Annotated in this window: 20 protein-coding genes and 1 pseudogene; 9 read left to right on the top strand and 12 right to left on the bottom strand. The window is 61.6% G+C overall.

The features are described 5' to 3' along the window. The first annotated feature begins 1 nt into the window (after position 1). The 6 genes from ACWHXP_RS15395 to ACWHXP_RS15370 all read left to right on the top strand — a co-directional run bounded on the left by ACWHXP_RS15395 (position 2) and on the right by ACWHXP_RS15370 (position 6,511). Positions 2-985, top strand: coding sequence for a fumarylacetoacetate hydrolase family protein (locus ACWHXP_RS15395; RefSeq protein WP_489635628.1), 984 nt, complete (start codon positions 2-4; stop codon positions 983-985). Beyond that, the gene (locus ACWHXP_RS15390) at positions 982-1,947 is read left to right on the top strand and encodes an NAD-dependent epimerase/dehydratase family protein (protein ID WP_489635629.1); all 966 of its coding nucleotides are present in this window, start codon (positions 982-984) and stop codon (positions 1,945-1,947) included. The genes ACWHXP_RS15395 and ACWHXP_RS15390 overlap by 4 nt, the downstream gene beginning before the upstream one ends. A gap of 366 nt (positions 1,948-2,313) precedes the next feature. Further along, positions 2,314-4,065, top strand: a complete 1,752-nt coding sequence (locus tag ACWHXP_RS15385) for a ShlB/FhaC/HecB family hemolysin secretion/activation protein (RefSeq protein ID WP_489635630.1) — start codon at positions 2,314-2,316, stop codon at positions 4,063-4,065. Positions 4,066-4,070: 5 nt separating this feature from the next. Further along, positions 4,071-4,628 (top strand): toxin-activating lysine-acyltransferase, encoded by a 558-nt coding sequence (locus tag ACWHXP_RS15380; RefSeq protein ID WP_121044469.1) that lies wholly within the window; start codon positions 4,071-4,073, stop codon positions 4,626-4,628. Between the two features lie 3 nt (positions 4,629-4,631). Further along, entirely contained in the window at positions 4,632-5,801 is a 1,170-nt protein-coding gene (locus ACWHXP_RS15375) for an ESPR domain-containing protein (RefSeq protein ID WP_489635631.1), read from the top strand. After that, entirely contained in the window at positions 5,798-6,511 is a 714-nt protein-coding gene (locus tag ACWHXP_RS15370; protein WP_489624796.1) for a hypothetical protein, read from the top strand. Before ACWHXP_RS15375 ends, ACWHXP_RS15370 begins: the two co-directional genes overlap by 4 nt. Here the strand turns inward: ACWHXP_RS15370 and ACWHXP_RS15365 are convergent. After that, positions 6,486-7,107: pseudogene (locus tag ACWHXP_RS15365) on the bottom strand (IS5 family transposase); the annotation flags it as partial. The gene ACWHXP_RS15370 and the pseudogene ACWHXP_RS15365 sit on opposite strands and share 26 nt — an antisense overlap. A gap of 64 nt (positions 7,108-7,171) precedes the next feature. Here ACWHXP_RS15365 and ACWHXP_RS15360 point away from each other — a divergent pair. From ACWHXP_RS15360 to ACWHXP_RS15350, 3 genes are all read left to right on the top strand, one after another. Continuing rightward, positions 7,172-8,259 (top strand): IS3 family transposase gene (locus ACWHXP_RS15360; protein WP_489635632.1). Its coding sequence is split into 2 segments (ribosomal slippage): positions 7,172-7,424 and positions 7,424-8,259, totalling 1,089 coding nucleotides; the frame shifts between segments, so codons are not numbered across the junction. A 113-nt stretch (positions 8,260-8,372) separates the two neighbouring features. Next, positions 8,373-8,891 carry a cyclin family protein gene (locus ACWHXP_RS15355; RefSeq protein WP_489624797.1) on the top strand — a complete coding sequence of 173 codons (519 nt, stop codon included), beginning with the start codon at positions 8,373-8,375 and terminating at the stop codon, positions 8,889-8,891. 415 nt (positions 8,892-9,306) lie between these two features. After that, positions 9,307-9,438 (top strand): hypothetical protein, encoded by a 132-nt coding sequence (locus tag ACWHXP_RS15350; RefSeq protein WP_489624798.1) that lies wholly within the window; start codon positions 9,307-9,309, stop codon positions 9,436-9,438. Positions 9,439-9,562: 124 nt separating this feature from the next. Here ACWHXP_RS15350 and ACWHXP_RS15345 read toward each other — a convergent pair whose 3' ends face one another. From ACWHXP_RS15345 to ACWHXP_RS15295, 11 genes are all read right to left on the bottom strand, one after another. Then, positions 9,563-11,119, bottom strand: coding sequence for an EAL domain-containing protein (locus tag ACWHXP_RS15345; protein WP_489635633.1), 1,557 nt, complete (start codon positions 11,117-11,119; stop codon positions 9,563-9,565). A gap of 212 nt (positions 11,120-11,331) precedes the next feature. Then, positions 11,332-12,039 carry an anti-sigma factor gene (locus ACWHXP_RS15340; protein ID WP_489624800.1) on the bottom strand — a complete coding sequence of 236 codons (708 nt, stop codon included), beginning with the start codon at positions 12,037-12,039 and terminating at the stop codon, positions 11,332-11,334. Then, a complete protein-coding gene (locus tag ACWHXP_RS15335) occupies positions 12,036-12,584 on the bottom strand; it encodes a sigma-70 family RNA polymerase sigma factor (RefSeq protein WP_489635634.1) in 549 nt (182 codons plus the stop codon). Before ACWHXP_RS15335 ends, ACWHXP_RS15340 begins: the two co-directional genes overlap by 4 nt. 94 nt (positions 12,585-12,678) lie before the next feature. Beyond that, positions 12,679-13,239 carry a DUF3455 domain-containing protein gene (locus tag ACWHXP_RS15330; RefSeq protein ID WP_039789139.1) on the bottom strand — a complete coding sequence of 187 codons (561 nt, stop codon included), beginning with the start codon at positions 13,237-13,239 and terminating at the stop codon, positions 12,679-12,681. 178 nt (positions 13,240-13,417) lie between these two features. Then, the gene (locus tag ACWHXP_RS15325) at positions 13,418-14,470 is read right to left on the bottom strand and encodes an ABC transporter permease (protein ID WP_489635635.1); all 1,053 of its coding nucleotides are present in this window, start codon (positions 14,468-14,470) and stop codon (positions 13,418-13,420) included. Between the two features lie 9 nt (positions 14,471-14,479). Next, positions 14,480-16,042: a sugar ABC transporter ATP-binding protein gene (locus ACWHXP_RS15320; protein WP_489635636.1), complete on the bottom strand. Its 1,563-nt coding sequence runs from the start codon at positions 16,040-16,042 to the stop codon at positions 14,480-14,482. Between the two features lie 90 nt (positions 16,043-16,132). Further along, on the bottom strand, positions 16,133-17,140 hold the full coding sequence (locus tag ACWHXP_RS15315; RefSeq protein ID WP_034331985.1) for a substrate-binding domain-containing protein: 1,008 nt from the start codon (positions 17,138-17,140) through the stop codon (positions 16,133-16,135). 50 nt (positions 17,141-17,190) lie between these two features. Next, the gene (locus ACWHXP_RS15310) at positions 17,191-18,198 is read right to left on the bottom strand and encodes an ABC transporter permease (RefSeq protein ID WP_134221499.1); all 1,008 of its coding nucleotides are present in this window, start codon (positions 18,196-18,198) and stop codon (positions 17,191-17,193) included. Positions 18,199-18,223: 25 nt separating this feature from the next. Continuing rightward, positions 18,224-19,186, bottom strand: coding sequence for a ribokinase (gene rbsK, locus ACWHXP_RS15305; protein ID WP_034331986.1), 963 nt, complete (start codon positions 19,184-19,186; stop codon positions 18,224-18,226). 2 nt (positions 19,187-19,188) lie between these two features. Further along, complete coding sequence (locus ACWHXP_RS15300) at positions 19,189-19,641, bottom strand: RbsD/FucU family protein (protein ID WP_039789135.1); 453 nt, start codon at positions 19,639-19,641, stop codon at positions 19,189-19,191. Positions 19,642-19,831: 190 nt separating this feature from the next. Beyond that, complete coding sequence (locus ACWHXP_RS15295; RefSeq protein ID WP_489635637.1) at positions 19,832-22,213, bottom strand: aldehyde dehydrogenase family protein; 2,382 nt, start codon at positions 22,211-22,213, stop codon at positions 19,832-19,834. Between the last annotated feature and the right edge of the window lie 21 nt (positions 22,214-22,234).

Genomic DNA, 22,234 nt, shown 5'->3' with positions numbered 1-22,234 from the left:
CATGAAGTTCGCCACCCTGCGCGACGGCACGCCTGATGGCGCGCTGGTACTGGTCGCGCGCAATGCCGCCACCGCCTTGCCGGTGCCGCGGATCGCGCGCACTCTGATCGATGCGCTGGCGCGCTGGGACGAGGTCACGCCCGCCCTGGCCGAGCGCTATCAGGCCCTCAATGAAGGCCGGGCTGATGGTGCCATCGCCTTCGATGCGCAGCTGTGCATGGCACCGCTGCCGCGCGCACCGCAATGGCTGGACGCGTCGGCCTTCCTCAATCACGGACGCCTGATGGAAGAAGCCTTCAAGACATCGCCGATTCCGTATTTCGATACCGTACCCGTGATGTACCAGGGGGCCAGTGATGATTTCCTCGGACCGCATCAGGACGTGCCGCTGCGGTCGGAAGCCGAAGGCATCGATTTCGAAGGCGAGTTCGGTGTGGTGGTCGGGCCGGTCGCCATGGGCGCGACACCGGACGAAGCCCTGCAGGCCGTGCGCCTGGTCGTGCAGCTCAATGACTGGAGCCTGCGCGCACTCGGCCCGCATGAGATGAAGACCGGTTTCGGCTTCCTGCAGGCCAAGCCCTCGACGGCCTTTGCCCCGATTGCCGTCACCCCCGATGAACTGGGCGATGCCTGGCGCGATGGCCGCGTGCAGATGCGCTTGCAGGTGCAGTGGAATGGCGCGCGCTTTGGCGAACCGCACGGCGGTGAAATGAATTTTTCCTTCGGACAGCTGATCGCGCATGCGGCGCACAGCCGTCGCCTCACCGCGGGCTGCATCATTGGCTCGGGTACGGTCTCCAATGTGGCGCGCGCGGCCGGTTCAGCCTGCATCGCCGAGCGGCGCGTGATCGAGAAGATCGATCACGGCGAGATCCGTACCGGCTTCATGCACTTCGGCGATGAGGTGCGCATGCAGGCGCATTACGAGGATGGCCGTCCCGGTCCCTTCGGTATCGTTCAGCAACGCGTGGTGCAGGCAGCATGAGGGTCCTGGTCACCGGCGCGGGCGGCTTCATCGGCGCGATCCTGCTGCAGCTGCTGCAGCAGGCGGGGCAGGTCGGCCAACAGCGTATTGCGCGGCTGGCGGCGATGGACCGCAAGTTGCCTGCGCTACCCGAGTCCGTCGAATGCATCGAGGGTGAATTGCAGGATGCCCAGGTGCAGTCACGCCTGGCACAGTTCGGTGCCGATCTCTGCTTTCATCTGGCAGCGGTGCCGGGCGGTGCGGCCGAAGCCGATCCGGCCTTGAGTCGCCGCGTCAATCTGGATGCCACGCTGGATCTGTTCAACTTGCTGGCCGAAGGCAGGGCAACGGGCAGTGCGCCGCCGGTGGTGGTGTATGCCAGCACCATCGCGGTGTATGGCACGCCCTTGCCGGACCCGGTCACTCCGGCCACGCCCACGCGTCCGGCGCTGATCTATGGCGCGCACAAACGGGCTTGCGAAATCCTGCTGGCCGATGCCACGCGCCGTGGTGTGCTTGATGGCCGTTCGCTGCGGCTGCCGGGCATCGTGGCGCGTCCGCGTGCTGCCTCGGGATTGGTCTCGGCCTTCATGAGCGAGCTGTTGCATGCGCTGGCGGCGGGCGAGTCCGTGACGCTGCCGGTCGGACCGCAGGCCACCGCGTGGTGGATGTCGGCACAACGTTGTGCGGAGAACCTGCTGCATGCGGCGGTCATGGATCCGATGCTGGATACCGAGGGCGACATGGAACGCACCTGGGCCTTGCCCGTATTGCGGCTATCCATGCAGGAAGTGGTCGCAACGCTCTCGGCCTTGTATCGCGTGGATGGCCATGCGCTTGTGCGCTATGCCCCGCAAGAGCCGGTGGAGGCGGTGTTTGGCCGCTATCCCGAACTTGATGACCGTATCGCGCGCCGACTTGGCTTGCGTGATGATGGTTCGCCTGCCGAACTGGTACGGCGCGCCTTGTCTCTCCATTCCTGATCTCTCCGGACGCGCAGTTTTGCTGCGCGTCCCGGCATTTGTGCTGCGCTGAATTATTTGCACGCCGGCCCTCCTTCCTGCCCTCAGGGCATATAGCTCCCTGCTGATCCATTGAGGACAATCAGTCCGTTTCCGTTGCCATATGGATTCATTGAGTTCACATCTCAGGGACTATTTGAGACTTTGCATCAACTAACATGATTTGCAACAGCCGAACAAATTCTTGTTTGGCGAGACTGTAAAGTTGGGTAAAATTTCCGCTCGGCATATTTTCCTTGCGGAAATGTCGCCACAAACAGGCAGACGGACCATCAGGGGTGACAGGTCCGCACCCGTTCAGCACCGCCCGAACCACAACTAAAAATCATGAAACAAGATCCTCAGGGAGTCTTGCGGGGCCCTTCGCGCCCACGCAGGCTGGCGACCGCTTTGTCCTTCGCTTTCAGTCTTGGCCAGTGGGGCCTGGCGCACTACGCGCAGGCACAGACCGATCCGGCCACGCAGCAGTATCAGCGCGAGCAGGAGCGCGAACGCGCACTGCGCCGCCAGCAGGAAACCACACCGGATGTCCGCCTGCCCGCAGAGTCGGCCGCGCCCGCACTGCCGCTGCCTGCGCAGGAGACACCGTGCTATCCGATCCGGCGTGTGGAGCTGCGGGGGGAGGAGGCGGCGCGTTTCGCCTGGCTGCTAGGGGACGAGGCCTCAGTGGACGGGCGCTGCCTGGGCGTGCAAGGCATCAATGCCCTGATGACGCGCCTGCAAAACGCCATCGTCGCGCGCGGCTACATCACCACACGGGTGCTGGCCGAGCCGCAGGATCTCAACAGCGGCGTGCTGATGCTGACCTTGTTGCCGGGCCGCGTGCGGCAGATACGCTTCGCCGCCGATGCCGATCCACGCGGCACGCAATGGAATGCCTTGCCGGTCCGTCCCGGTGAGCTGCTCAACCTGCGCGACATCGAACAGGGTCTGGAAAATTTCAAGCGGGTCCCCACCGCCGAAGCCGACATCAAGCTCGAACCTGCGCAGGGCGAAGGCGCACTGCCCGGCCAGAGCGATCTGGTCATCAGTTACCGGCAGGCTTTTCCCTTGCGGCTGGCGGTCTCGGTCGACGACAGCGGCTCCGATGCCACCGGCAAATACCAGGGCAGCATTACCCTGTCCTATGACAATTGGTGGACCCTCAATGACCTGTTCTACGTCAGCGTCAACCATGATCTGGGCGGCGGCCATGCCGGCCCGCGCGGATCGCGCGGCAGCACCGTGCATTACTCGCTGCCCTTCGGCTACTGGAACCTGGGCTTCACCACCAGCAGCAGCGACTACCACCAGACCATCGCCGGGCTGACGCAGACCTATCTCTATCGCGGCCAGAGCGAGACCAGCGAAATCAAGCTCGCCCGCATGGTCTATCGCGATGCCTCGCGCAAGACGTCGGTCTCTGCCAAGGCCTTCCTGCGGCGTGCCAGCAATTTCGTCAACGATACCGAGATCGAGGTCCAGCGCCGCCGCACTGCCGGCTGGGAGTTGGGCCTCGCACATCGTGAATTCATCGCCGATGGCGCACTCGATCTGAGCCTGGCCTACCGGCGCGGCACCGGTGCATTCTCGGCCTTGCCGGCACCGGAAGACGTCTTCGGCGAAGGCAGTGCGCGCTTCTCGCTGGCCACGCTCGACCTCAACCTGAGCCAGCCCTTCAGCCTCGATGCGCCATGGGGACGACAGGCACTGCGCTACACGCTGGCCGCACGCGGCCAATGGAATGGTACCGCCCTGGCACCGCAGGAACGCTTCTCCATCGGCGGCCGTTACACGGTGCGCGGCTTCGATGGCGAGATGACCCTGCTCGCCGATCACGGCTGGTTCGTGCGCAATGAGCTGGCGGCCGCACTGGGCAGCAGCGGCCAGGAGTTCTTCATCGGCCTCGACTACGGCGAAGTCGCCGGACCCTCGGCGCAACTGCTGGTTGGCAAGCACCTGGCGGGCGCGGTAGCGGGCCTGCGCGGCGGCTACAAGAGCCTGTCGTGGGAAGCCTTCGCCGGCACACCGGTTTCCAAACCTGAACGTCTTGAGACGGCCCGCCTCACGGCCGGCTTCTCCCTCACCTGGTCCTACTGATGCTCATGACACCCGCTCCCCGTTTCGAGATCCTCGCGCCGCGCCTGCTGGCGGGCGAATTCAACGAAGCCACCGCCTTCGGCTCGGCGGCCTGGCTGTGGCTGCATTCAGCGCGTCACCGCAATGTGCCGCTGCATACGCTCTCCACGCTGCTGCTGCCGGCGATCAAGGAAGGCCGCTTCGTGCTGGTCTCCGAGCGCGGCCAGCCGGTGTTCTACATGAGCTGGGCCGATCTCGACGAGGCGGCGGAAGCGCGCTACCTGCAGCACTCGCCGGAACAGATGCGGCAGGAAGACTGGAGCAGCGGCGAGCGCCTGTGGATCCTCGACTGGATTGCGCCCTTCGGCCACACCAACCTGATGATGCAGCTGGTACGCAAGCGCCTGATGGCCACCCGCATCATGCGCACCCTCTATCACCGTGGCGCGGAGCGCGGCATGCGCATCATGGAGCTGCATGGCATGGCCGTTCATCCGCGCGAGGCGCGCGCCTGGTTCGCGTTGCATCCGCCTGCCACGCCTGCCATTGCCAGCGCCGCCGATCCACTTGCCCTCTCTGCCTGAACCATGAACAAGCTCTGTTATCGCGTCATCTTCAACAAGACTCGCGGCCTGCTCATGGCCGTGTCGGAACTGGGCCGCAGCCATGGCGCGGCACCCGGTGCGGACGGCATGGCCACCAGTGCCGTGCCGCCGCTCAACGCTGCGCGCCTGCAGCCGCTGGCCTTCGCGGTGCTGGTGCTGGCCGGCGCGCAGCTGCTGACGCTCCCTGCCGCGCAGGCCCAGATCGTGGCCGATCCGTCGGCACCGCGCTCGCAACAGGCCGTGGTGGTGACTACCGCCAATCGACAGTTCAGAGCAATCGTTCCGTTAAGTCAATGGACTTTGCAAGAGCGTGATGCCGCGCTGGCAGATGCATTGACGGCGGTCGGCGGGATAGGGCAGGTAGCGGCGATCGGTTCAGGAAAATCTGCACAAGGCACGAAGAGCAGCGCGGCCGATGCAGAGAAAGGCACGAAGACCAGTGCTACTGATCCAGAGCCGAGTACAAAGCCCGTCCCGGCTGAACCTGAGAAGGTAGTTGCAGAAAAAGGACCCAATGTAGAAGAGGGCAACAAGCCATCTGCAGATTATAGTGTTCAGGGTAAAGGCTACGGCGATGCCAGGTATTTTGGGACTGATGGGAAGGAGATTCCCGTTGGCCTGCCGTCTGCTGGTAAGGATCAAGTCACCAGGAATCCGGTAGACACGCAACTTCCTAGTACGAATACTCTCGTTCTAACAGAGAAGGAGGCGCGAGCTTTAGGGGGAGAAAACAGGGGCTTGATTTACGTTGCAGAAAGTCCGCGAGGAAAGCAGGATGCTCAGGATTTTCAGGCTGGAACGAGCGGGGCATTCTCGGATTTGAATACGAAGAAGATGGCGGTTCCTGCGCTGCGATACGATAATCCCAACGAAAGAGGGGTCAATTTTATTAAGTTTGATGGCGTCGAGACTTCGAAGGACGGATCGATGCTACTTTTGCTTGATGCGAAAATTAAACTCCCATTATGGAGCGATTCAACTAAAAGAGAGATCTTGAATACAATGCAGCGTGTTAAAACCGCTATTGAGCAGAATCCTGGCTATAAGGTTGTATATGAGTTTCCTAACGCCAAGGTTGAACGCCAAGCGGCGGAATTTATTCGGGAAAGCCTTTTTGACGATATTGTTACCACCAGAGTGAGAAAGCCATGAGTTCAGAAAATATCAGGTTAAGACTTCATGCTCGTCCAGATAAAAACCAAACAATAACTGAGCGACATGCAAGAATCATGGAGGGGCTGTCCCGCTTGGAGGGCGTGCTGAGTATCGCGGGTTGCGAGATTCCATCAGCACCGGAATGTGGAGATGGACTGGTCGCTCTCTATTCAATAAAACCTCCCGTTAGAGGATTAAGAATTGCTGGGGATTATGCTTATAGGGGTGATAGATATATCTACGAAGATCGGGGGTCCTTCGACGAACATTTAATCTACGAATTCAAAATTTCAAATAAAAAAATAAATTATCGCCATGTCATAAATTCTGATTTTATTAAGGTGATAGAGGTTTTTTCTGGATATCGTGCTGGAGTTTTTTATGATGATTACGCATTCTCATATCAAGGAAGAGATGCATCGGATAATCCTATTTACTTTAAATTAAAAGAAGATAAGTCAATTAATGTTGATGGAAGAAATAGTATTTATACGTTGCATCCAGCTCAGTTCTGGGACTCAGAGCTTTGTCATCGTGCCCTAGGCTACGGGCCTGAGGAAGTCATCGCGAGACTTAAAGGAGTTTGCCCATTGGTTACTCCCGTGTTGGATGGGGTTTACATTGTTTTGAATGACGACCCGAAGATGACCTATGAGACCTATGTGGAGATGAATAGCACCATCAAGCCAATTTTAGGATTGATCTGATTTTTCTCTTAGAGGCTGTTGCGAAATTATTGTAAAACTTTTTTAACCGTGTCCAGAATATCGAGCCGCAAGCCGATGACAGGAAGGCTTCGTGGATATGAGCATAGCGTTCGTAACGAATCTTCAGGCGCCGAAACGAGTGCAGCCAAGCAATCGAGCGTTCGACCGGCCAACGGGTTTTACCAAGCCTGCTGCCATGGCGCGTAGATTTTTGCGAGCATCGGTTTGATGCCACGGGCTCGCAGGCGCTGACGGTGTTGCTCAGAACTGTAGCCTCGGTCACCTTGAACGATTTTCGGTTTGTGCAGAGGGCGTCCGCGCTTTCCTCGTATATGCGGAATCGCCTCGACAAGTGGGTCGAGCTGGGTAATGTCGTAGCGATTCGCGCCGGTCAGGATGACCGCGAGCGGGATGCCTTGCGCGTCGACGATGAGATTATGCTTACTGCCAAGTTTGCGCCGGTTCGTGGGATTCGGGCCTGTTATTTTTTTCGCCAGCATGGCCCGAATCGACGAGCTATCGACGAGAGCACGCGTCAAATCGACTTCACCACGTCGACGTAGTTCCGCGAGGAGCGTCTCGTGTATGCGTTGCCACGGTAATCCTCCCTTAAAACCAACGCCGCCAGAAGTAGAATATTCTCACAGAGGAGTTCTACAAATGAAGAGATCGAAGTTCACAGACAGCCAGATTATCGAGGCGATCAAGCGTGTTGAAGCAGGCCTTGGTGTTCCGGACATCTGCCGCGAACTAGGCATCAGCACAGCGACGTTCTATAAATGGCGCTCGAAGTACGGCGGCATGGATGTATCGATGATGGCGCGCATGAAGGAGCTCGAAGCGGAGAACGCCCGGCTGCGCAAAATGTACATCGAGGAAAAGCTCAAGGCCGAGATTGTGGCAGAGGCGCTCGAAAAAATCTGGTAAGGCCATCTCGTCGCAGCGAGATGGCCAAGCGCGTTGTTGAAGAACGTGGTGTGCCGATCAAGCTTGCCTGTCAGGCGTTTAAGGTAAGCGAAACCTGTTATCGCTATATCAGCAAGCGTAAGCCAGAGAATGAAGAGATCGCAAACTGGTTGCTCCGACTGACCGATAACCACCGCAGTTGGGGCTTTGGTCTGTGTTTCCTGTATCTGCGCAACGTCCGTGGCTTTGGCTGGAATCATAAGCGCGTCTACCGTATCTATCGCGAACAGGAGTTGAACCTGCGTATCAAACCGCGCAAGCGGTTGGTCCGCGAAGTACCTAGGCCGCTTGCTGTACCTAGTGGCTGCAACCAGACCTGGTCGATGGACTTCATGCACGACCAGCTTGCAGATGGGCGAAGCATCCGCTTGTTCAATGTGATCGACGACTTTAATCGAGAGGCACTGGGCATCGAAGTGGATCTCTCGCTACCATCGGAGCGAGTGATTCGTAGCCTGAAGCAAATCATCGAATGGCGCGGTAAACCCAGCGCCATTCGATGCGACAACGGCCCGGAGTACCTGAGTACCACAATTACACAGTGGGCACAGCAAACGGGCATTGAGCTGCAGTACATCCAGCCGGGCCAGCCGCAGCAGAACGCTTATGTGGAACGGTTCAACAGGACTGTGCGCTATGAATGGCTATCTCAGTATCAGTGGGATGATTTGGAGCACGTTCAGCAATTTGCGAGCAACTGGATGTGGACCTACAACCATGAACGCCCTAACATGGCCTTGGGCGGATTTACCCCGAAACAGCGGCTGGCCATGGCTGCTTGACGTTTCTACTTCTGGCAAACGTTAGAAATGGGGGGATTACCGCTCGAACTCCTGTATGTCGGCATCACCATCCCGGATCGTGCGTATATGCCCTTCGCGAAAGCAGATAGTTGATGAAGGCTTTAACAAATAGTGATTTGAGAGATCTACAGCAGAAAGTGGAAGCCTTGTCGGACAAGGCGGAGCCTCGTGCGACGCTAACGGTTCTGTTGAGATGGATTGAAAGTCATCAGGAGAAAATGATGAGCCCGCCTTTCAGCGACTATGGTCTTGATAAATTTTCTCAGTTCAAATTGGAAGATTATCCGGTATCGAAATCTTCATTACGGGGGAGAGAGTTAGAGCATTTTAGAAGGACAGTGAGCAAACTGAGTCTGAAAGATCTCGCCTTTGTAGCGATGTTCATTCGCGATTCATTAGAAGCATTGCTTATGCCTGAAGTCGATGGTGAGTGCCCAAGATGTAACGGTTATTCCATTGCGGTCTTCAAGAATAAATGCGATGGCAAGCTTCTGCTTCTATGCAAGACATGCGGATTTGGCTGGTATTTTGATGCCGCACAAGATACTGGCGGCAAGCGGGAATACGAATTTGCTACCGAGAGGGAGCTTCGCGAATACGGACTAGTTTAAGTCGCGAGGATTTTATAGATATGAGGTGCTGGAAGTTGCTATAAGCAACCGACGCAGGTCAAAGCTTCGAGAAAATAAGGAAATAAATGTCGATGGCCGTAACAACTTATTTACACTTTATCCAGCTCAGTTTTGGGTCTTAGAGCTTTGTCATCGCGCGCTAGGATATGGGCCTGAGAAAGTCATCGCGAGGCTTGAAGGAGTTTGCCCATTGGTTACTCCCGTGCTGGATGGCGTGTACGTTGTTCTGAATGATGATCCTCGAATGACTTATGACGAGTACGTGGAAATGAACAACACGATCAAGTCGATGTTGGGTTTGATCTAGTATTTGCCGTTGTGTGAAAACTATATAAATAGTTTTATCGAGTCAGTTCAGGATGCTGTTTCAATTGATTGTGTATCGGAGCATTACGTGCGTTTGACAGGTTTTCTGTTGATTGTCTTTATCCTGGCTTGGTTGTTGTGGAAGCCCAAGCCGGGCGGTGGCTTCGGTTTTCTGGGCAATGTGATTGTCGACGTCGTTGGAGATTTTCTGTTCCGCTGACATGCAGGCGCAGACACTGGCGGCTTCACCGGTAAAAAACTATCCCCCGATTTTCAAAAAACGCGTCGTGCTCATCGTCGATGTCTGGAAAGACGGCCACAGCCCTTGAGTGCAAGCATCGCGTTCACGCCGCCAGGCCGAACTCCTCCAGCGTATAAGGCTGCCGCTGCTGCAGCACTTCGCGCAATTCCATCGCCTTGCTGAACAGCCAGCCCTGCGCATGAATCTGCGGTGCGATGCTGCGTATGAGCTGCAATTGCTCTTCCGTCTCGATGCCCTCGATGACCACCTTCAGCTCCAGCTCGGTGGCCAGGCGCAGCAGGTTGGGGACCACCGAGCGCAGCGGTGAACCGGTGCTCAAGGCACCGGTGAAAAGCCGGTCGATCTTGATGCCGTCGAACTGCGCATAGGACAGATGCGACAGATTGGCACTGCCGGTACCGAAGTCATCGATCCAGATCGCAAAGCCCGCCTGGCGCAACAGCTCGATGTTCTGTGTGAAAGTGGCCGAACGGATGTCGGCACGCTCGGTGACTTCCAGATGCAATTGCGGACGCAGGCCCGGCGTGGCCGCCGTCAGTTCGAGCGCGAACTCGATGAAGTCCGCATCCTCGATGTCGGCCACCTCGGTATTGACCGCCAGCACCAGCATCGGATCGGCCTGCAGCAGATCCTGCATCTCGCGCAGCGCACGCGCCAGTACCACCTTCGCGAGCGCCGTGCTGAGCCGGTTTTGCGCCGCCAGCGGGACGAAGATGTCCGGGCCGATCTCGGGTTCATCCGCCGGGCGCCAGCGCGCCAGCGCTTCGTATCCCTTCAGGCTCAGGTCGCGCACGCAGACGATGGGCTGGTACAGCAGCACGATCTCGTCATTGGCGATGCCCTCGCGCAGCTTCTCCACGACACCCTGATTGCGGCGCAGGCGCAGATGCATCAGGTAGGCCAGCGCACCCAGCAGGAAACTGCCCGCCAGCAGCGCCACAAAACTCAAGGGCTGGGCCAGCGCAAACCAGTGCAGGCGCGCGCTCGCCTTGGCGCACAGGGCCATGTCGCGGCTGCATTCGGTGATGTCGATGCCGGGCAGCAGGTCCATCGCGCCGGCCGGGTTGTAGCGCAGGCCGTCGCGCTCGGCATAGGTGTGCGTGCCGTTGCCGTTGGTGATGCGCAGCGATACATCCTGATAGAAACGATTGAGATCGAAGGTCGAGGGTGAGGCGATGGCCAGGCTGCGGTTCAGGGCCACCAGGTTGCTCTGGTAATGCGTCTGCAGCACTTCCTGGTGGCTCCACACGCTGAAGCCGCCGTGCGCATGATAGTGCGGTTCAGGCAGGCGGGTGAGCTTGTCCAGTTTGCCCCACAGCGCCGTACAGCGCACCATGCCCTGCTCGATGCGGCCCAGGTCGGCCACATAGCTGTTGGCATAGGTGATGTTGCGCAGGATGGTGAGGTCGCCCTCCGAGCACATCTCGAAGGGACTCGCTTCGGCCCGGCGCAGCGCATCGGCGGTGGCGCGTCCGGCGTCTTCCGCACGCTGCAAGGCCTGCATCGACGAGGCGTCGATGTGGCGGATCTCCGAAACGGTCAGCGCGAGCTGCGCCAGAAAGACGCCTCCGACCATGCTGGTGCAGGCCCAGAGGAGAATTTTCCAGGAGGAAACGCGCCGGAAGACTTTGCGATTCATTGCTGAGACAGTAATTATTTCGCGCAAGCTTAATTTAAAACCGCGTCTCCTTATTCGGTTTTTTTCGTTGGCGATTGTTTTGCATCGTGTTTTGCGACGATTTCCCAGCGCCCGGTAGGAACGCGCATCGCAAGTGATGCGCGCCATCCACGAATCTCGCCAGTCCTCGCTGCCACGCGGATTGGCTCACGCCATGCGCCATCGCGCCGGTCTCAGGAAGTGATCTTGACCGCGCGGCCGATGTAGAGGATGGGGCCGGTCGGACGGCCCGTGGGCGAGCCGTTACCCGGCTCCAGGGTGATCTCGAAGAGCTGGTCCGACTGCAGCGGTGGCAGCTTGTCCAACGGGACTTCCTGGGTCTTGCCAGGCTTGACGATGCCCAGCGAGACCGGGCCGTTCCAGTTGGCCCCCTTGGTCCAGAATTGCAGCGCCTTCTCCTGCGGCACGGTGGCCACGCCCAGAGGGATCAGGTTGAGGCGGCCGCTGCCACCGGTCTGTACCACCCAGCCGGGGGCCTTGTCCTGCGGCGCCACCAGCACCACCATGTAGGCCGGCGCACGCGTCGGCGGCTCGGCACGCAGCATGAGCACGGCCAGCAGCAGCGAGCAGGCCAGCGCCGCGCCGGTACTCCAGCGCCAGAATTGCACGCTCTCCCACCATGCATGCCAGCCGCCACGCTGACGTACCGGGGCCGGCATGGGCAGGCTGCGCTCGATGCGCTGCCACAGGCTGGCCGATGGCTGCACCGGCTCGGCCAGTGCGGTCAGGGGATGCAGCTTGGTTTCCCATTCATCGACGGCGGCACGCAGTGCGCCGTCCGTGGCCAGGCGCTGCTCCACCGCCTGGCGCTGGGCGTGCGGCAGCGTGCCCAGCACGTACTGGGCCGCCAGCCATTGCAGTTCATCGTGTGATGCATTCATCCGATACACTCCCGCAGCGCGGCCAGGCCGCGCTTGATCCATGCCTTCACCGATCCCAGCGGCGCTTGCAGGCGCTCGGCGATTTCGCCATGGGTGCAGCCATCGACATAGGCGTAGACGATGCTGGCGCGTTTGGCATCGCTCAACTGGCCCAGGCACTCGTCCAGCCGGCCGAGGTCGGCTTGCCACTCGGGTGCATCCACGGCGGGCTCGGCGCGGTCGGCCAGTTCTTCCAGGTCATCACCGGCGGAGACTTCGTGCTGCATGGCGCGGATGCGATTGAGTGCCGTATGGCGTACTACCGTGTAGATCCACCCGCGTGCCGCTCCGCGCGCCGGGTCGAAGCTGGCGGCGCGGTTCCACAGATTGAGGAAGGCGTCATGCAGGACGTCCTCGGCCAGTGCGCGATCACGCACGATGCGCAAGGCCACCCCCAGCAGAGTGCGGCCCTCGTGTTCGTAAAGCGCCTGCAATGCACGGCGCTCGCCGCGCGCGCAGGCCAGCAGGGCGGCTTCATGATCGAAGGAGGCGGGGACGTCAGTCACGCGAAATCAGGCTCCGGTCGCAGGTTGCCCGGCCGGAACATCCGGCCGGGGTGACCTGGATTATAGCGAGGTTATGGCGTGGATTACGCTCGCATCAGGAAGCCTTCCAGAAGATATAGTCGGCCTGATAGCCCACCTTCTGCTTGGCACCCGCCGAACCCATGTCGCAGCGATCAGCCGGTGCCACGCCACCCTTGGTGGCGACGCGCTGGATATAGGTCGTCTGCGTCATCGCACCCATGCCGGTAGCCGGATTGGCCTTGACCAGCTGATGCGGGATATTGCCGGTGCCAGCCGGGGCCACCGCGACCTGCGCACCGGTCACCTTGGATCCGTCGCTGCTCTCCCAGGTGGCCGGCGGGCCGTAGTAACGGCCGACCTGCATGCCGCTGCGATCCTTGAGCACGGCATCGGGGCCGACGAAGGTCCATTCGAACTGGCCGGGCATGTCCTTCTTGGCGCGGCATTCATAGAGGATCTCACCCACGCCCACGGTCTGCAGCACGACCTTGTTGCCGGCCGGGACCTTGACGGCGTCCGGCAGGCTGTCCTGCGAATACATGGTCGACATGGGCGCGCAGGCCGCCAGCGTGAGGGCCGCGGCCAGGGGCAGGGCGATACGGAGGGAACGGGTAGACAGAATGGCAGTTTGCATGATGGGCTCCTTGTTTCTTGAAATGGATGGTTGTCTCGTGCAGCCCGCCGCCGCATGCGCGACAACGGGGCTGACATGAGGTACTACCCGCGAGGAGCCGATCTGGATGCAGTGATTTGAAAATATTTTTTAAAAAAAGATGGGCGGGAGAATTGGTGAGTATTTTTAACGGGAAGTTCTACTTCTCCCGCCGCAGCGCGAACACCGCACCCGCCAGCACGATGAAGCCGCCAATGATGGCTTTCTGCCAGGTACTGGGCACGCCGGCCAGGATCAGCACGTTGTTGATCAGGGTCACCAGCAGCACGCCCAGCAGCGTACCCACCACACTGCCATGGCCGCCCGTGATGCGCGCACCGCCCAGGACCACCGCGGCGATCACATCCAGCTCGCTGCCCACCAGGTCGAAGGGATTGGCCAGGCGCGTGCTGGAGACGTGCACGATGCCCGCCAGTCCGGACAGGAAACCGGCATAGCCGAACACGAACAGATGCACCGAACGCAATTTGTAGCCCAGCCGTTCGGCGATGGCCAGGCTGCAGCCCACGGCGTAGACGGCGCGCCCCATCAGGGTCTTGTTGAGCAGCCACCAGGTCAGCGCACTGGCCAGCACCAGCACCAGCACGGTGGCGGGCAGCACGGCGTGCAGGCCGCTGGCCGTGTCATGCCGCGCCAGGGCCAGCTTGCCGAACTGGTCCATGGCATGCGGCACGTTCATGAAGAACACGGTCCCGACGAAGGTCAGCAGGATGCCGCGATAGAGATACTGTGTACCGATGGTGACGATCAGCGAGGGCGCCTTGAGCCAGTCCACCAGCAGCCCGTTGAGCACACCCAGCGCGGTGCCGCCGGCCGCACCGGCCAGCAGGATGACGGCGATGTGCGTCTCCGGGAAATACGTCATCACGACCTTGGTGATGGAATACATGGTGAGCGCCGCGATGGCCGCGAAGGAGACGTCGATGCCACCGGCGGCCAGCACGATCATCACGCCCAGCGCAAACAGGCCCAGCGTGGTGCAGGCGCGCACGATGTCGAACAGCACCGCCAGCTGGAAGAAGGCGGGATTGATCAGGGCCACCGTCACTACCACCAGCAGGATCAGGACGAAGGTGAACAGCGAAGGGTTTTTCTTGAGCAGCGCACCCAGGCTGGCTGCCGCACTGCGCGGGGGCAGGGCGGGACTGGTGTCGGTGTGGGCGTTCTGGCGGGTCAAAGTGCTTGCATCCATGCTCGGTTCTCAATGTTCGTGGCTTTGTTCGGAGACCAGGTCGTGCGCGAGGTCGCTCTCGGACAAGCCCTCCACCTCGAAGCGGCGCACGATGCGTCCGCGCTTCATCAGCAGCAGGTTGTCGCAGTTCTGCAGCAGCTCGGGCAGGTCGTCGCTGATGAGGATGACGCCCATGCCCTGTTTTGCCAGGTCCTGGATGATGCGGTAGATGATGTCCTTGGAACCCACATCCACGCCCACCGTCGGCCCGTGCAGGATCAGCACGCGCGGATTGATGGCCAGCCAGCGGCCGATCAGCACGCGCTGCTGGTTGCCGCCGGAGAGCGACTGCACCGGACGATCCACGTCCGGGGTGGCGATCTGCAATTGCCTGACCGTGTCCACCGAGAAGCGCTGGCAGGCCGCCGCATCGAGTGCACCGAACTTGCCGCGCATCTTGCGCAGGATGGTGGTGATGATGTTGTCGCGAATCGATTTGTCGAGGAACAGGCCTTCGCTGATGCGATCCTCGGGTACGTAGCCGATGCCATGCGTGATCGCATCGCCGGGCGCGCGCAGCGACAGTCGCTGTCCGTCCAGCACGATCTGTCCGCCATGCGCCGGTTCGACCCCGGCCAGCGCCAAGGCCAGTTCATTGCGGCCCGAATCAAGCAGGCCGGTGATGCCCAGGATCTCGCCTTCATGCAAGGTGAAGCTGACATCCTCGAAGGCGGCGCGGCGCGTGAGGGCCGTGACTTCCAGGCGGGTCTTCTGCAATTGGGCGTCGACGCGATAGCGCTCCTCGCTCAACTGTTTGCCGGTCATCAGCTGGCCCAGCTGGGCCTTGGTGAAGGTCTGGATCGGTCCTTGCGCGACTTTTTCGCCATCGCGGAAAACGATGGCCTGGCCGCCGATGGCAAAGCATTCATCGAGCTTGTGGCTCACGAACAGCACCGCCACGCCATTGGCGCGCAGGCCGTTGATGACCTTGACCAGCGCATCGACTTCCTTCTGGGTGAGCGAGGTAGTCGGTTCATCCATGATCACCATGCGCGCGCTGGTGGCAATCGCGCGGGCGATGGCGATCAACTGGCGGGTGGCGATGGGCAGCTCGTCCACGCGCGTATCGAGAAACGCCGCCGTGGCCGGCAGATTGACCGCGCGCAGGGCGCGCGCCGCCGTGTCGTTCAGGGCGCCGCGATCGAACAGGCGTGCCAGCCGCCCCTGATGGCGCACCAGCTGGGCGCTCAGGGAAACGTTCTCGGCCACGCTCATGTTGGGCAGCAGCGAGAGATCCTGATACACCGTCTCGATGCCCAGCGACAGCGAGGCCAGCGGCGTGAGTTCGGCCACGCGTTCGCCCTGGATGAAGATTTCTCCTTCGCTGGGCGGCTGGGCCCCGGCGATGATCTTGATCATGGTGCTTTTGCCGCAGCCGTTCTCGCCCAGCAGATGATAGATCTCGCCGGCGTGGATGGTCAGATCGATGCCGCGCAGGGCATGCACCCCGGCAAAGCGCTTGTGGATACCCTGCAGCCGCAGGAATTCCTGGGCAGGCGCGCCGTCGGGGCGGGAAGTGTCGTGAGTGCTCATAGTCCAACGCGATGACGAAGGACATCCGCCGTGGCCGGGATGATGATGCGGGCGCGCGGCGGATGTCCGGTGGGTCTGATCAGGCCGCGATCAGAACGCGTACTGCTTGTAGTTCTTCTTGTCCACTTCGACCCAGGCCTGGCCGGTGACGATCACGCCCACGCCCGGACCCTTCTTGACGCTGACCTTGTTGTAGCCGGGAATGCCCAGGTCCATGCCGTCGGTGATTTTCTTGCCCTGCACCAGCATCATGGCGGCCTTGTTCATGGCCAGGCCGGCATCCTTCGGATCCCAGAAGGCGATGCCACCCACGGCACCCGACTCCAGGAACTTGGCCGCTTCGCTCGGCAGGCCGGTGCCATAGACACAGACCTTGCCCTGCAGGCCGGCTTCTTCCACGGCGCGGCCGATACCCAGCACGTCGAGCGACGACGAACCCTGGAAGCCCTTGATGTCAGGATGCTTGCGCAGGATTTCCTTGGCCTTGGCGTAGGCCTTCTCGGCATCGTTGGCCGATTCGTTCTTGGCATCCACCAGGGTCATCTTGGGATACTTCTTGGCGGCATTGGAGGCGCCGCCATCAGCCCACTGCACCTGCGACTGGCTGCCCAGCGAACCGACCAGCGACGACCACTTGCCGGTCTCGCCCATGCAGGCGGCCAGGCGGTCATTCAGGCGGGCGCCATAGGCGGTGTTGTCGAAGGCTTCGATATCGACCAGGGTGTTCTTCTGGTTGTCGGCTTCATGGGTGACCACCTTGATGCCGCGATCCAGGGCGCGCTTCAAGACCGGCTCCAGGGTCGGCGGATCCATCGACACCACGGCGATGGCATCGACCTTCTTGGCCACCAGGTCTTCCACCAGGCGTTGCTGCTGGGCGGCATCCGATTGGGCCGGGCCGATCTGGCGCGTGGTCACGCCGGGATTGGCGGCAGCGAATTCCTTGACGCCCACTTCCATGCGGTTGAACCAGCTGATGCCGGTGATCTTGACCACGGTGACGATATCGATGGGTTTGTTCTGCGCCTGCAGCGCGCTGGCAAAGCCGATGGCTGCCAGAGCCGAACCCAGTACGCAAGCCGATTTCTTGTTCATCATGTCTCCAGTTTCCCCACTATGTGGATGGATCTTGACAGGCGGGGTGCTGTTCAAGACTTGCGCAATTGCGCCTTTGAATTCGGGAAAAAATCACGCCAGCTGACCCGCGCCGAGGCCAGGAAGCACAGCAGCAGCAAGCCCCAGGCGCAGTCGCGGAAGAAGTTGGAAATCTCCAGCAGGTTGAAGGTCGAGGACAGCAGCTGCAGCGCCAGCGCCGAGAAGAACAGGCAGACCATGCGCCCGTAGCCGCCTTGCGGACGGATGCCGGCCATCACCGCGATCAGGATGGCGATGAGCAGGTAGGAGTTGCCATAGTCGGCCTTCACGCTGGCAGTGCGTGCGGCGATGATGACGCCGGCCACCGAAGCCAGCACGCCGCTCAAGGTGTAGGTGGCAAAGCGCAGGCGATTCTGCGAGATGCCCGCGTAACGTGCCGCGCGCGCATTGGTGCCCAGCAGGTAGAGCTTGATGCCGAACAGGCTGTAGCGCATCAGCCAGCCCACGCCCAGCAGCAGCGCGACGAAGATGATGAAGGGGATCGGTACGCCCAGCACCGATTCATTGCCGATGGCCGAGATCGGATCGACCACGCTGATGCGCAGGCTGGAGCCATTGGTCAGCACCACGGCCAGTCCGGTGAAGATCATCTGCGTGCCCAGCGTGCAGAGGATCGGCGTCAGATTGCCGCGCGAAATCAGCCAGCCGTTGAGCGCACCGCCCACCAGTCCGGTGACCAGTGCCACCGCGATGAAGCCCAGGGTATAGGTCCACGGTGCCGCATCGGGCGCGGCCACCAGCAGCGGCATGGTGGCTGCGGCCACGACGCCGGCCAGATTGGCCAGGCCGATGCCGGAGAGATCGATGCCGCCATTGCCCGAGATCATCGCCAGCGCCACGCCGATGGCCAGCAGGCCCAGTTCAGGCAGCTGGCTGGCCATGGACTGGAAATTGTAGAGGTCCAGGAAGTCGCCGCGCGAGAACACGGTGGCCACCAGCAGGATGGCCAGGTTGATGACCAGCAGGAACAGCAGTTGCGGGTCGGAGATCTTCAGTTTCATGGTCGGTTCACCTTGCGGGGGAATGTCATTGCGCCTGCGCCAGCGCACCGGCGTTGGCCTGCAGCAGAGCCAGCGCTTCCTGGCGGCTGGGCATGGACGGGGCGGTGCCGGGGCGGGTGACCGAAATGGCCGCCACCGCCGTGGCCAGCCGCGCGGCCTGTTCTGCGCTCATGCCTTCGGCCAGTCCGGCGGCGAAGGCGCCGTTGAAGGCATCGCCCGCACCGGCGGTCTCCACCACGGTGCCCGCGCACAGGGCTGGCAGATGCAGCGATTGCGAGCGGCTGTGCAGCAAGGCACCCTGCGCACCCAGCGTGATGAGGGCGCAACCCACGCCGCGTTCCAGCAGCACGTCGGCAGCGCGGCGGGCATCGTCGACGGTGTGGATTTCGATACCGGTCAGCAGGGCCGCTTCATGTTCATTGGGGGTGATGAAATCGCACAGGCCATAGATCTGCGGCGGGAAGTCGAGCGCCGGGGCCGGGTTGAAGACGGTGGTGGTGCCTGCCGCGCGGGCGATCTGCAGGCCGGTGAGTGCGGCCTCGGGCGGCTGCTCCAGCTGGGTGACGAAGACACTGGCCGCTTCGATGGCCTGGTGTTCGCGTTCCACATCCTGGGTGGACAGTTGCGAGGCGGCACCCGGTACCACGATGATGGCATTGTCGCCGCTGGCATCGTTGACGTAGATGAAGGCTGCCCCGGTGGGTGCATCCTCGATCACGCGCACGTGCGGGGCGATGGTTTCCTGACGCCACAGCGAAAGCGCGAAGTCACCGAAGGAATCCTTGCCGATGGCCGAGATGAAGCGCACCGGCGCACCGACGCGCGCAGCGGCCACGGCCTGGTTGGAGCCCTTGCCGCCGGGCCCCATGGCGAAGCCGGTGCCGGCGATGGTCTGGCCCAGGCCGGGCATGCCCGGTGCGCGGAAAGCGAGGTCGGCCACGTAGATGCCCAGCACGGCCACGCCGGTCTTGTGCGAGAGGGAAGTCATGCTCACGCCTCCGGTGGCAACACACCTTTTTTGAGCAGGAAGCAGCCGTAGAAGCGGCGCTCGCCGGTGGCGATCACGCAATACGCTTTCTTGGCCGCTTCGTAGAAGGCGAAGCGCTCGATGGACCCGAGCGGACGTTCGCGGCCTTCAGCCTGGTTGACTTCCTGTTGCAGTTCCTGCTGTACCGGCGGGATGGTGGCGGGTTCGCCCATGATCTCCATGCGCCGCACCGGCTGCTCCACGGCATTGTCCAGCGGCAGCACCGAGAGGATGGCGCGCGCAGCTTCGGTGGTGCCCACGCCATCGATGCGCAGCACCTTGCCCAGCACCGTCTGGCGGGCCACCGAGTCGGCCGGGAAATTGGCGTCGCACAAGACCAGTTCGTCACCGTGTCCCATCGCGCGCAAGGCGTAGAGCACATCGGCGTTCAATAAAGGATGCAGATTTTTAAGCATGTCGTCTCCTGTGGATTTTATAAGTATGCTTATAGAATAAATCTAAATCTTGTTGCTTGGGAGTCCTTGTTCAGCTTGATTGTTCACCGTAAAAAACTAATATTTCAAGATTTCATTTCTTTCGGTTTATTAGTCAGCATATCGTCAGGACTTCGTCAGGAAAACCGTATTGCGCTGAAGCACAAGGTTTTCATTCGCCATAAGGAATCCAGATGTTCTTGACGTGCGTGGCCTGGCGCAGATATTCGCTGCCTTCAGCTTGCGCAGCATCGTGCCAGTCGGTGACCTCGCCGTGATCCACGAAGCAGCGCTTGAGATTGCCGACGGACAGCCGCTCGGCCGTCGCCGAGAACTCGGCCGGTCCGCGTACCCACAGGGCATCGACCTCGTCATGCTCGGCCAGTACGGTGAGCAGTTCGGCGCTCTTGCCGGTGACAATGTTGATGACACCGCCGGGCAGGTCCGAAGTATCGAGTACCTGATAGAGGTCGGTCGCGACAAGCGCTGCCTGCTGGCTCGGCACGGCCACCACGCGATTGCCCATGGCGATCAAGGGCGCCACCAGGCTGATGAAGGACAGCAGCGGCTGTTCTTCCGGACAGACCACGCCGACCACGCCGATGGCTTCCGGCATGGCCAGGGCCACGCCACGCAGGGGCGGCTGGTGCACGGCGCCGTCGTACTTGTCGGCCCAGGCGCCATAGCTGAAGAGGCGCTTGATCGCGGCGTCCACTTCGGCCCGCGCGGCCTCGGCGGAGACGCCGGTGGTGAGGGCAATGCGGCGCGCGAATTCATCGGCGCGCGCTGACAGGTTTTCCGCGATGTAATACAGCCCTTGGGCGCGACGATGGGCAGTCGCGCTGCTCCAGCCACCGGCCTTGACGGCAGCGGCGACGGCGTTGCGGATATCCTTGCGGTTGCCCAGGCCCACATCTTCCAGACGTTCGCCACTGGCCGCGTGGCAAGCCATGGAGACTTCGCCATCCGGACGGACCTGCTTGCCGCCGATGTAGAGCTTGGCAGTGCGGTCGACCAGGCCGCCTTGCAGCGGAGAGTCCTTGCGCGCGCCGGCCGGCGTGGCCGATGCAGTATTGCGTTGCGCGCGGTTCAGGCGATGGCGCGGTTTGAGGTATTCGTAGCAGCCTTCGCGTCCGCCCTCGCGGCCATAGCCGGATTCGCGCACGCCACCAAAACCGACGGCCGCATCGAACTGGTTGGTGCTGTTGATCCACACCACGCCCGCTTTCAGCTGCGGGGCCACGCCCAGGGCCAGCCCGATGGTTTCGCTCCAGACGCTGGCGGCCAGTCCATAGCGGCTGTTGTTGGCCAGTTGCACGGCTTCGTCGGGCGTGCGGAAACTCATCGCCACCAGCACCGGGCCAAAGATTTCCTCGGTGGCCACGGTGGCAGCAGGATGCACGCCGGTCAGCAACGTGGGCGGATAGAAGCAGCCGCCGGGCGGCACATCGAGGGCCACCTGATGGCACTGCGCACCTTCACGCACACCCTGTTCGACCAGGCGGCGCACGCGTTCGAGCTGCACCGGGGAGATCAGCGCGCCCATGTCGCTGCACTTGTCCAGCGGTGCGCCGACCTTGAGTTTTTCCATGCGCTTTTTGAGCCGCGCGATGAAGAGATCGTGAATGCCTTCCTGCACCAGCAACCTGCTACCGGCACAGCAGACCTGCCCTTGATTGAACCAGATCGCATCGACCACGCCTTCAATGGCGGCATCGATATCGGCATCATCGAAGACGATGAAGGGCGACTTGCCGCCCAGCTCCAGCGTCAGCGACTTGCCGCTGCCGGCGGTCTGTGCGCGGATCAGGCGGCCCACTTCGGTGGAGCCGGTGAAGGCGATTTTCTGGATGCCGGGATGCGCGACGATGGCCGCGCCCGTGCTGCCATCGCCGGTGACGATATTGAGCACGCCCGCTGGCAGCCCGGCCTGCTGTGCCAGTTCGGCAAAGAGCAGGGCCGTCAGCGAGGTGTCTTCGGCGGGTTTCAGGACCACCGTATTGCCCAGCGCCAGCGCCGGGGCGATCTTCCAGGCCAGCATCAGCAGCGGGAAATTCCACGGCACGATCTGGCCGACCACGCCCACCGGAACATGATCCGGGAATTCGCTTTCCTGCAGTTGCGCCCAGCCGGCGTAGTGATAGAAGTGACGCGCCACCAGCGGCACGTCCACATCGCGCGATTCGCGCAGCGGCTTGCCGTTGTCCATGGTCTCCAGCACGGCCAGCAGGCGGGCGTGGCGTTGCACGGTGCGGGCCAGCGCATAGAGGTGACGCGCACGGCCATGGCCGCCCAGCGCCTGCCACCCGGCCAGCGCGGCGTGGGCGGCGTTGACGGCGGCATCCACATCCGCCGCCGAGCCTTGCGTGAGGTGCGCCAGCCGCTTGCCGCTGGCCGGATCCAGATCTTCCAGCTGGCCGCCGGGCTGGGTGAAACGTCCCGCGATGAAGTGGCCGAACGAGGCCTCGTGGCTGGCCAGCCAGGCGCGGGCATCCTTGTCACTCTCGGGGGCGGGGCCGTAATCCATGGTGTCGAAATAGGTGGAAACGCTCATTGTGCTTGTCCGTGCAGGGTG

The organism is Herbaspirillum sp. Her2, assembly GCF_057961375.1.
The sequence above is the reverse complement of the archived record's forward strand: the minus strand, read 5'-3'. Positions and strand labels throughout refer to the sequence as shown.

What these genes read in the sequence shown, in the direction of transcription:
- ACWHXP_RS15320 (WP_489635636.1), bottom strand. Translation starts at nt 16,042, where the DNA reads ATGAGCACTCACGACACTTCCCGCCCCGACGGCGCGCCTGCCCAGGAA.
- ACWHXP_RS15395 (WP_489635628.1), top strand. Translation starts at nt 2, where the DNA reads ATGAAGTTCGCCACCCTGCGCGACGGCACGCCTGATGGCGCGCTGGTA.
- ACWHXP_RS15345 (WP_489635633.1), bottom strand. Translation starts at nt 11,119, where the DNA reads ATGAATCGCAAAGTCTTCCGGCGCGTTTCCTCCTGGAAAATTCTCCTC.
- ACWHXP_RS15300 (WP_039789135.1), bottom strand. Translation starts at nt 19,641, where the DNA reads ATGCTTAAAAATCTGCATCCTTTATTGAACGCCGATGTGCTCTACGCC.
- ACWHXP_RS15315 (WP_034331985.1), bottom strand. Translation starts at nt 17,140, where the DNA reads ATGATGAACAAGAAATCGGCTTGCGTACTGGGTTCGGCTCTGGCAGCC.
- ACWHXP_RS15385 (WP_489635630.1), top strand. Translation starts at nt 2,314, where the DNA reads ATGAAACAAGATCCTCAGGGAGTCTTGCGGGGCCCTTCGCGCCCACGC.
- ACWHXP_RS15325 (WP_489635635.1), bottom strand. Translation starts at nt 14,470, where the DNA reads ATGGATGCAAGCACTTTGACCCGCCAGAACGCCCACACCGACACCAGT.
- ACWHXP_RS15295 (WP_489635637.1), bottom strand. Translation starts at nt 22,213, where the DNA reads ATGAGCGTTTCCACCTATTTCGACACCATGGATTACGGCCCCGCCCCC.
- ACWHXP_RS15330 (WP_039789139.1), bottom strand. Translation starts at nt 13,239, where the DNA reads ATGCAAACTGCCATTCTGTCTACCCGTTCCCTCCGTATCGCCCTGCCC.
- rbsK (WP_034331986.1), bottom strand. Translation starts at nt 19,186, where the DNA reads ATGACTTCCCTCTCGCACAAGACCGGCGTGGCCGTGCTGGGCATCTAC.
- ACWHXP_RS15375 (WP_489635631.1), top strand. Translation starts at nt 4,632, where the DNA reads ATGAACAAGCTCTGTTATCGCGTCATCTTCAACAAGACTCGCGGCCTG.
- ACWHXP_RS15370 (WP_489624796.1), top strand. Translation starts at nt 5,798, where the DNA reads ATGAGTTCAGAAAATATCAGGTTAAGACTTCATGCTCGTCCAGATAAA.
- ACWHXP_RS15390 (WP_489635629.1), top strand. Translation starts at nt 982, where the DNA reads ATGAGGGTCCTGGTCACCGGCGCGGGCGGCTTCATCGGCGCGATCCTG.
- ACWHXP_RS15310 (WP_134221499.1), bottom strand. Translation starts at nt 18,198, where the DNA reads ATGAAACTGAAGATCTCCGACCCGCAACTGCTGTTCCTGCTGGTCATC.
- ACWHXP_RS15355 (WP_489624797.1), top strand. Translation starts at nt 8,373, where the DNA reads ATGAAGGCTTTAACAAATAGTGATTTGAGAGATCTACAGCAGAAAGTG.
- ACWHXP_RS15380 (WP_121044469.1), top strand. Translation starts at nt 4,071, where the DNA reads ATGACACCCGCTCCCCGTTTCGAGATCCTCGCGCCGCGCCTGCTGGCG.
- ACWHXP_RS15340 (WP_489624800.1), bottom strand. Translation starts at nt 12,039, where the DNA reads ATGAATGCATCACACGATGAACTGCAATGGCTGGCGGCCCAGTACGTG.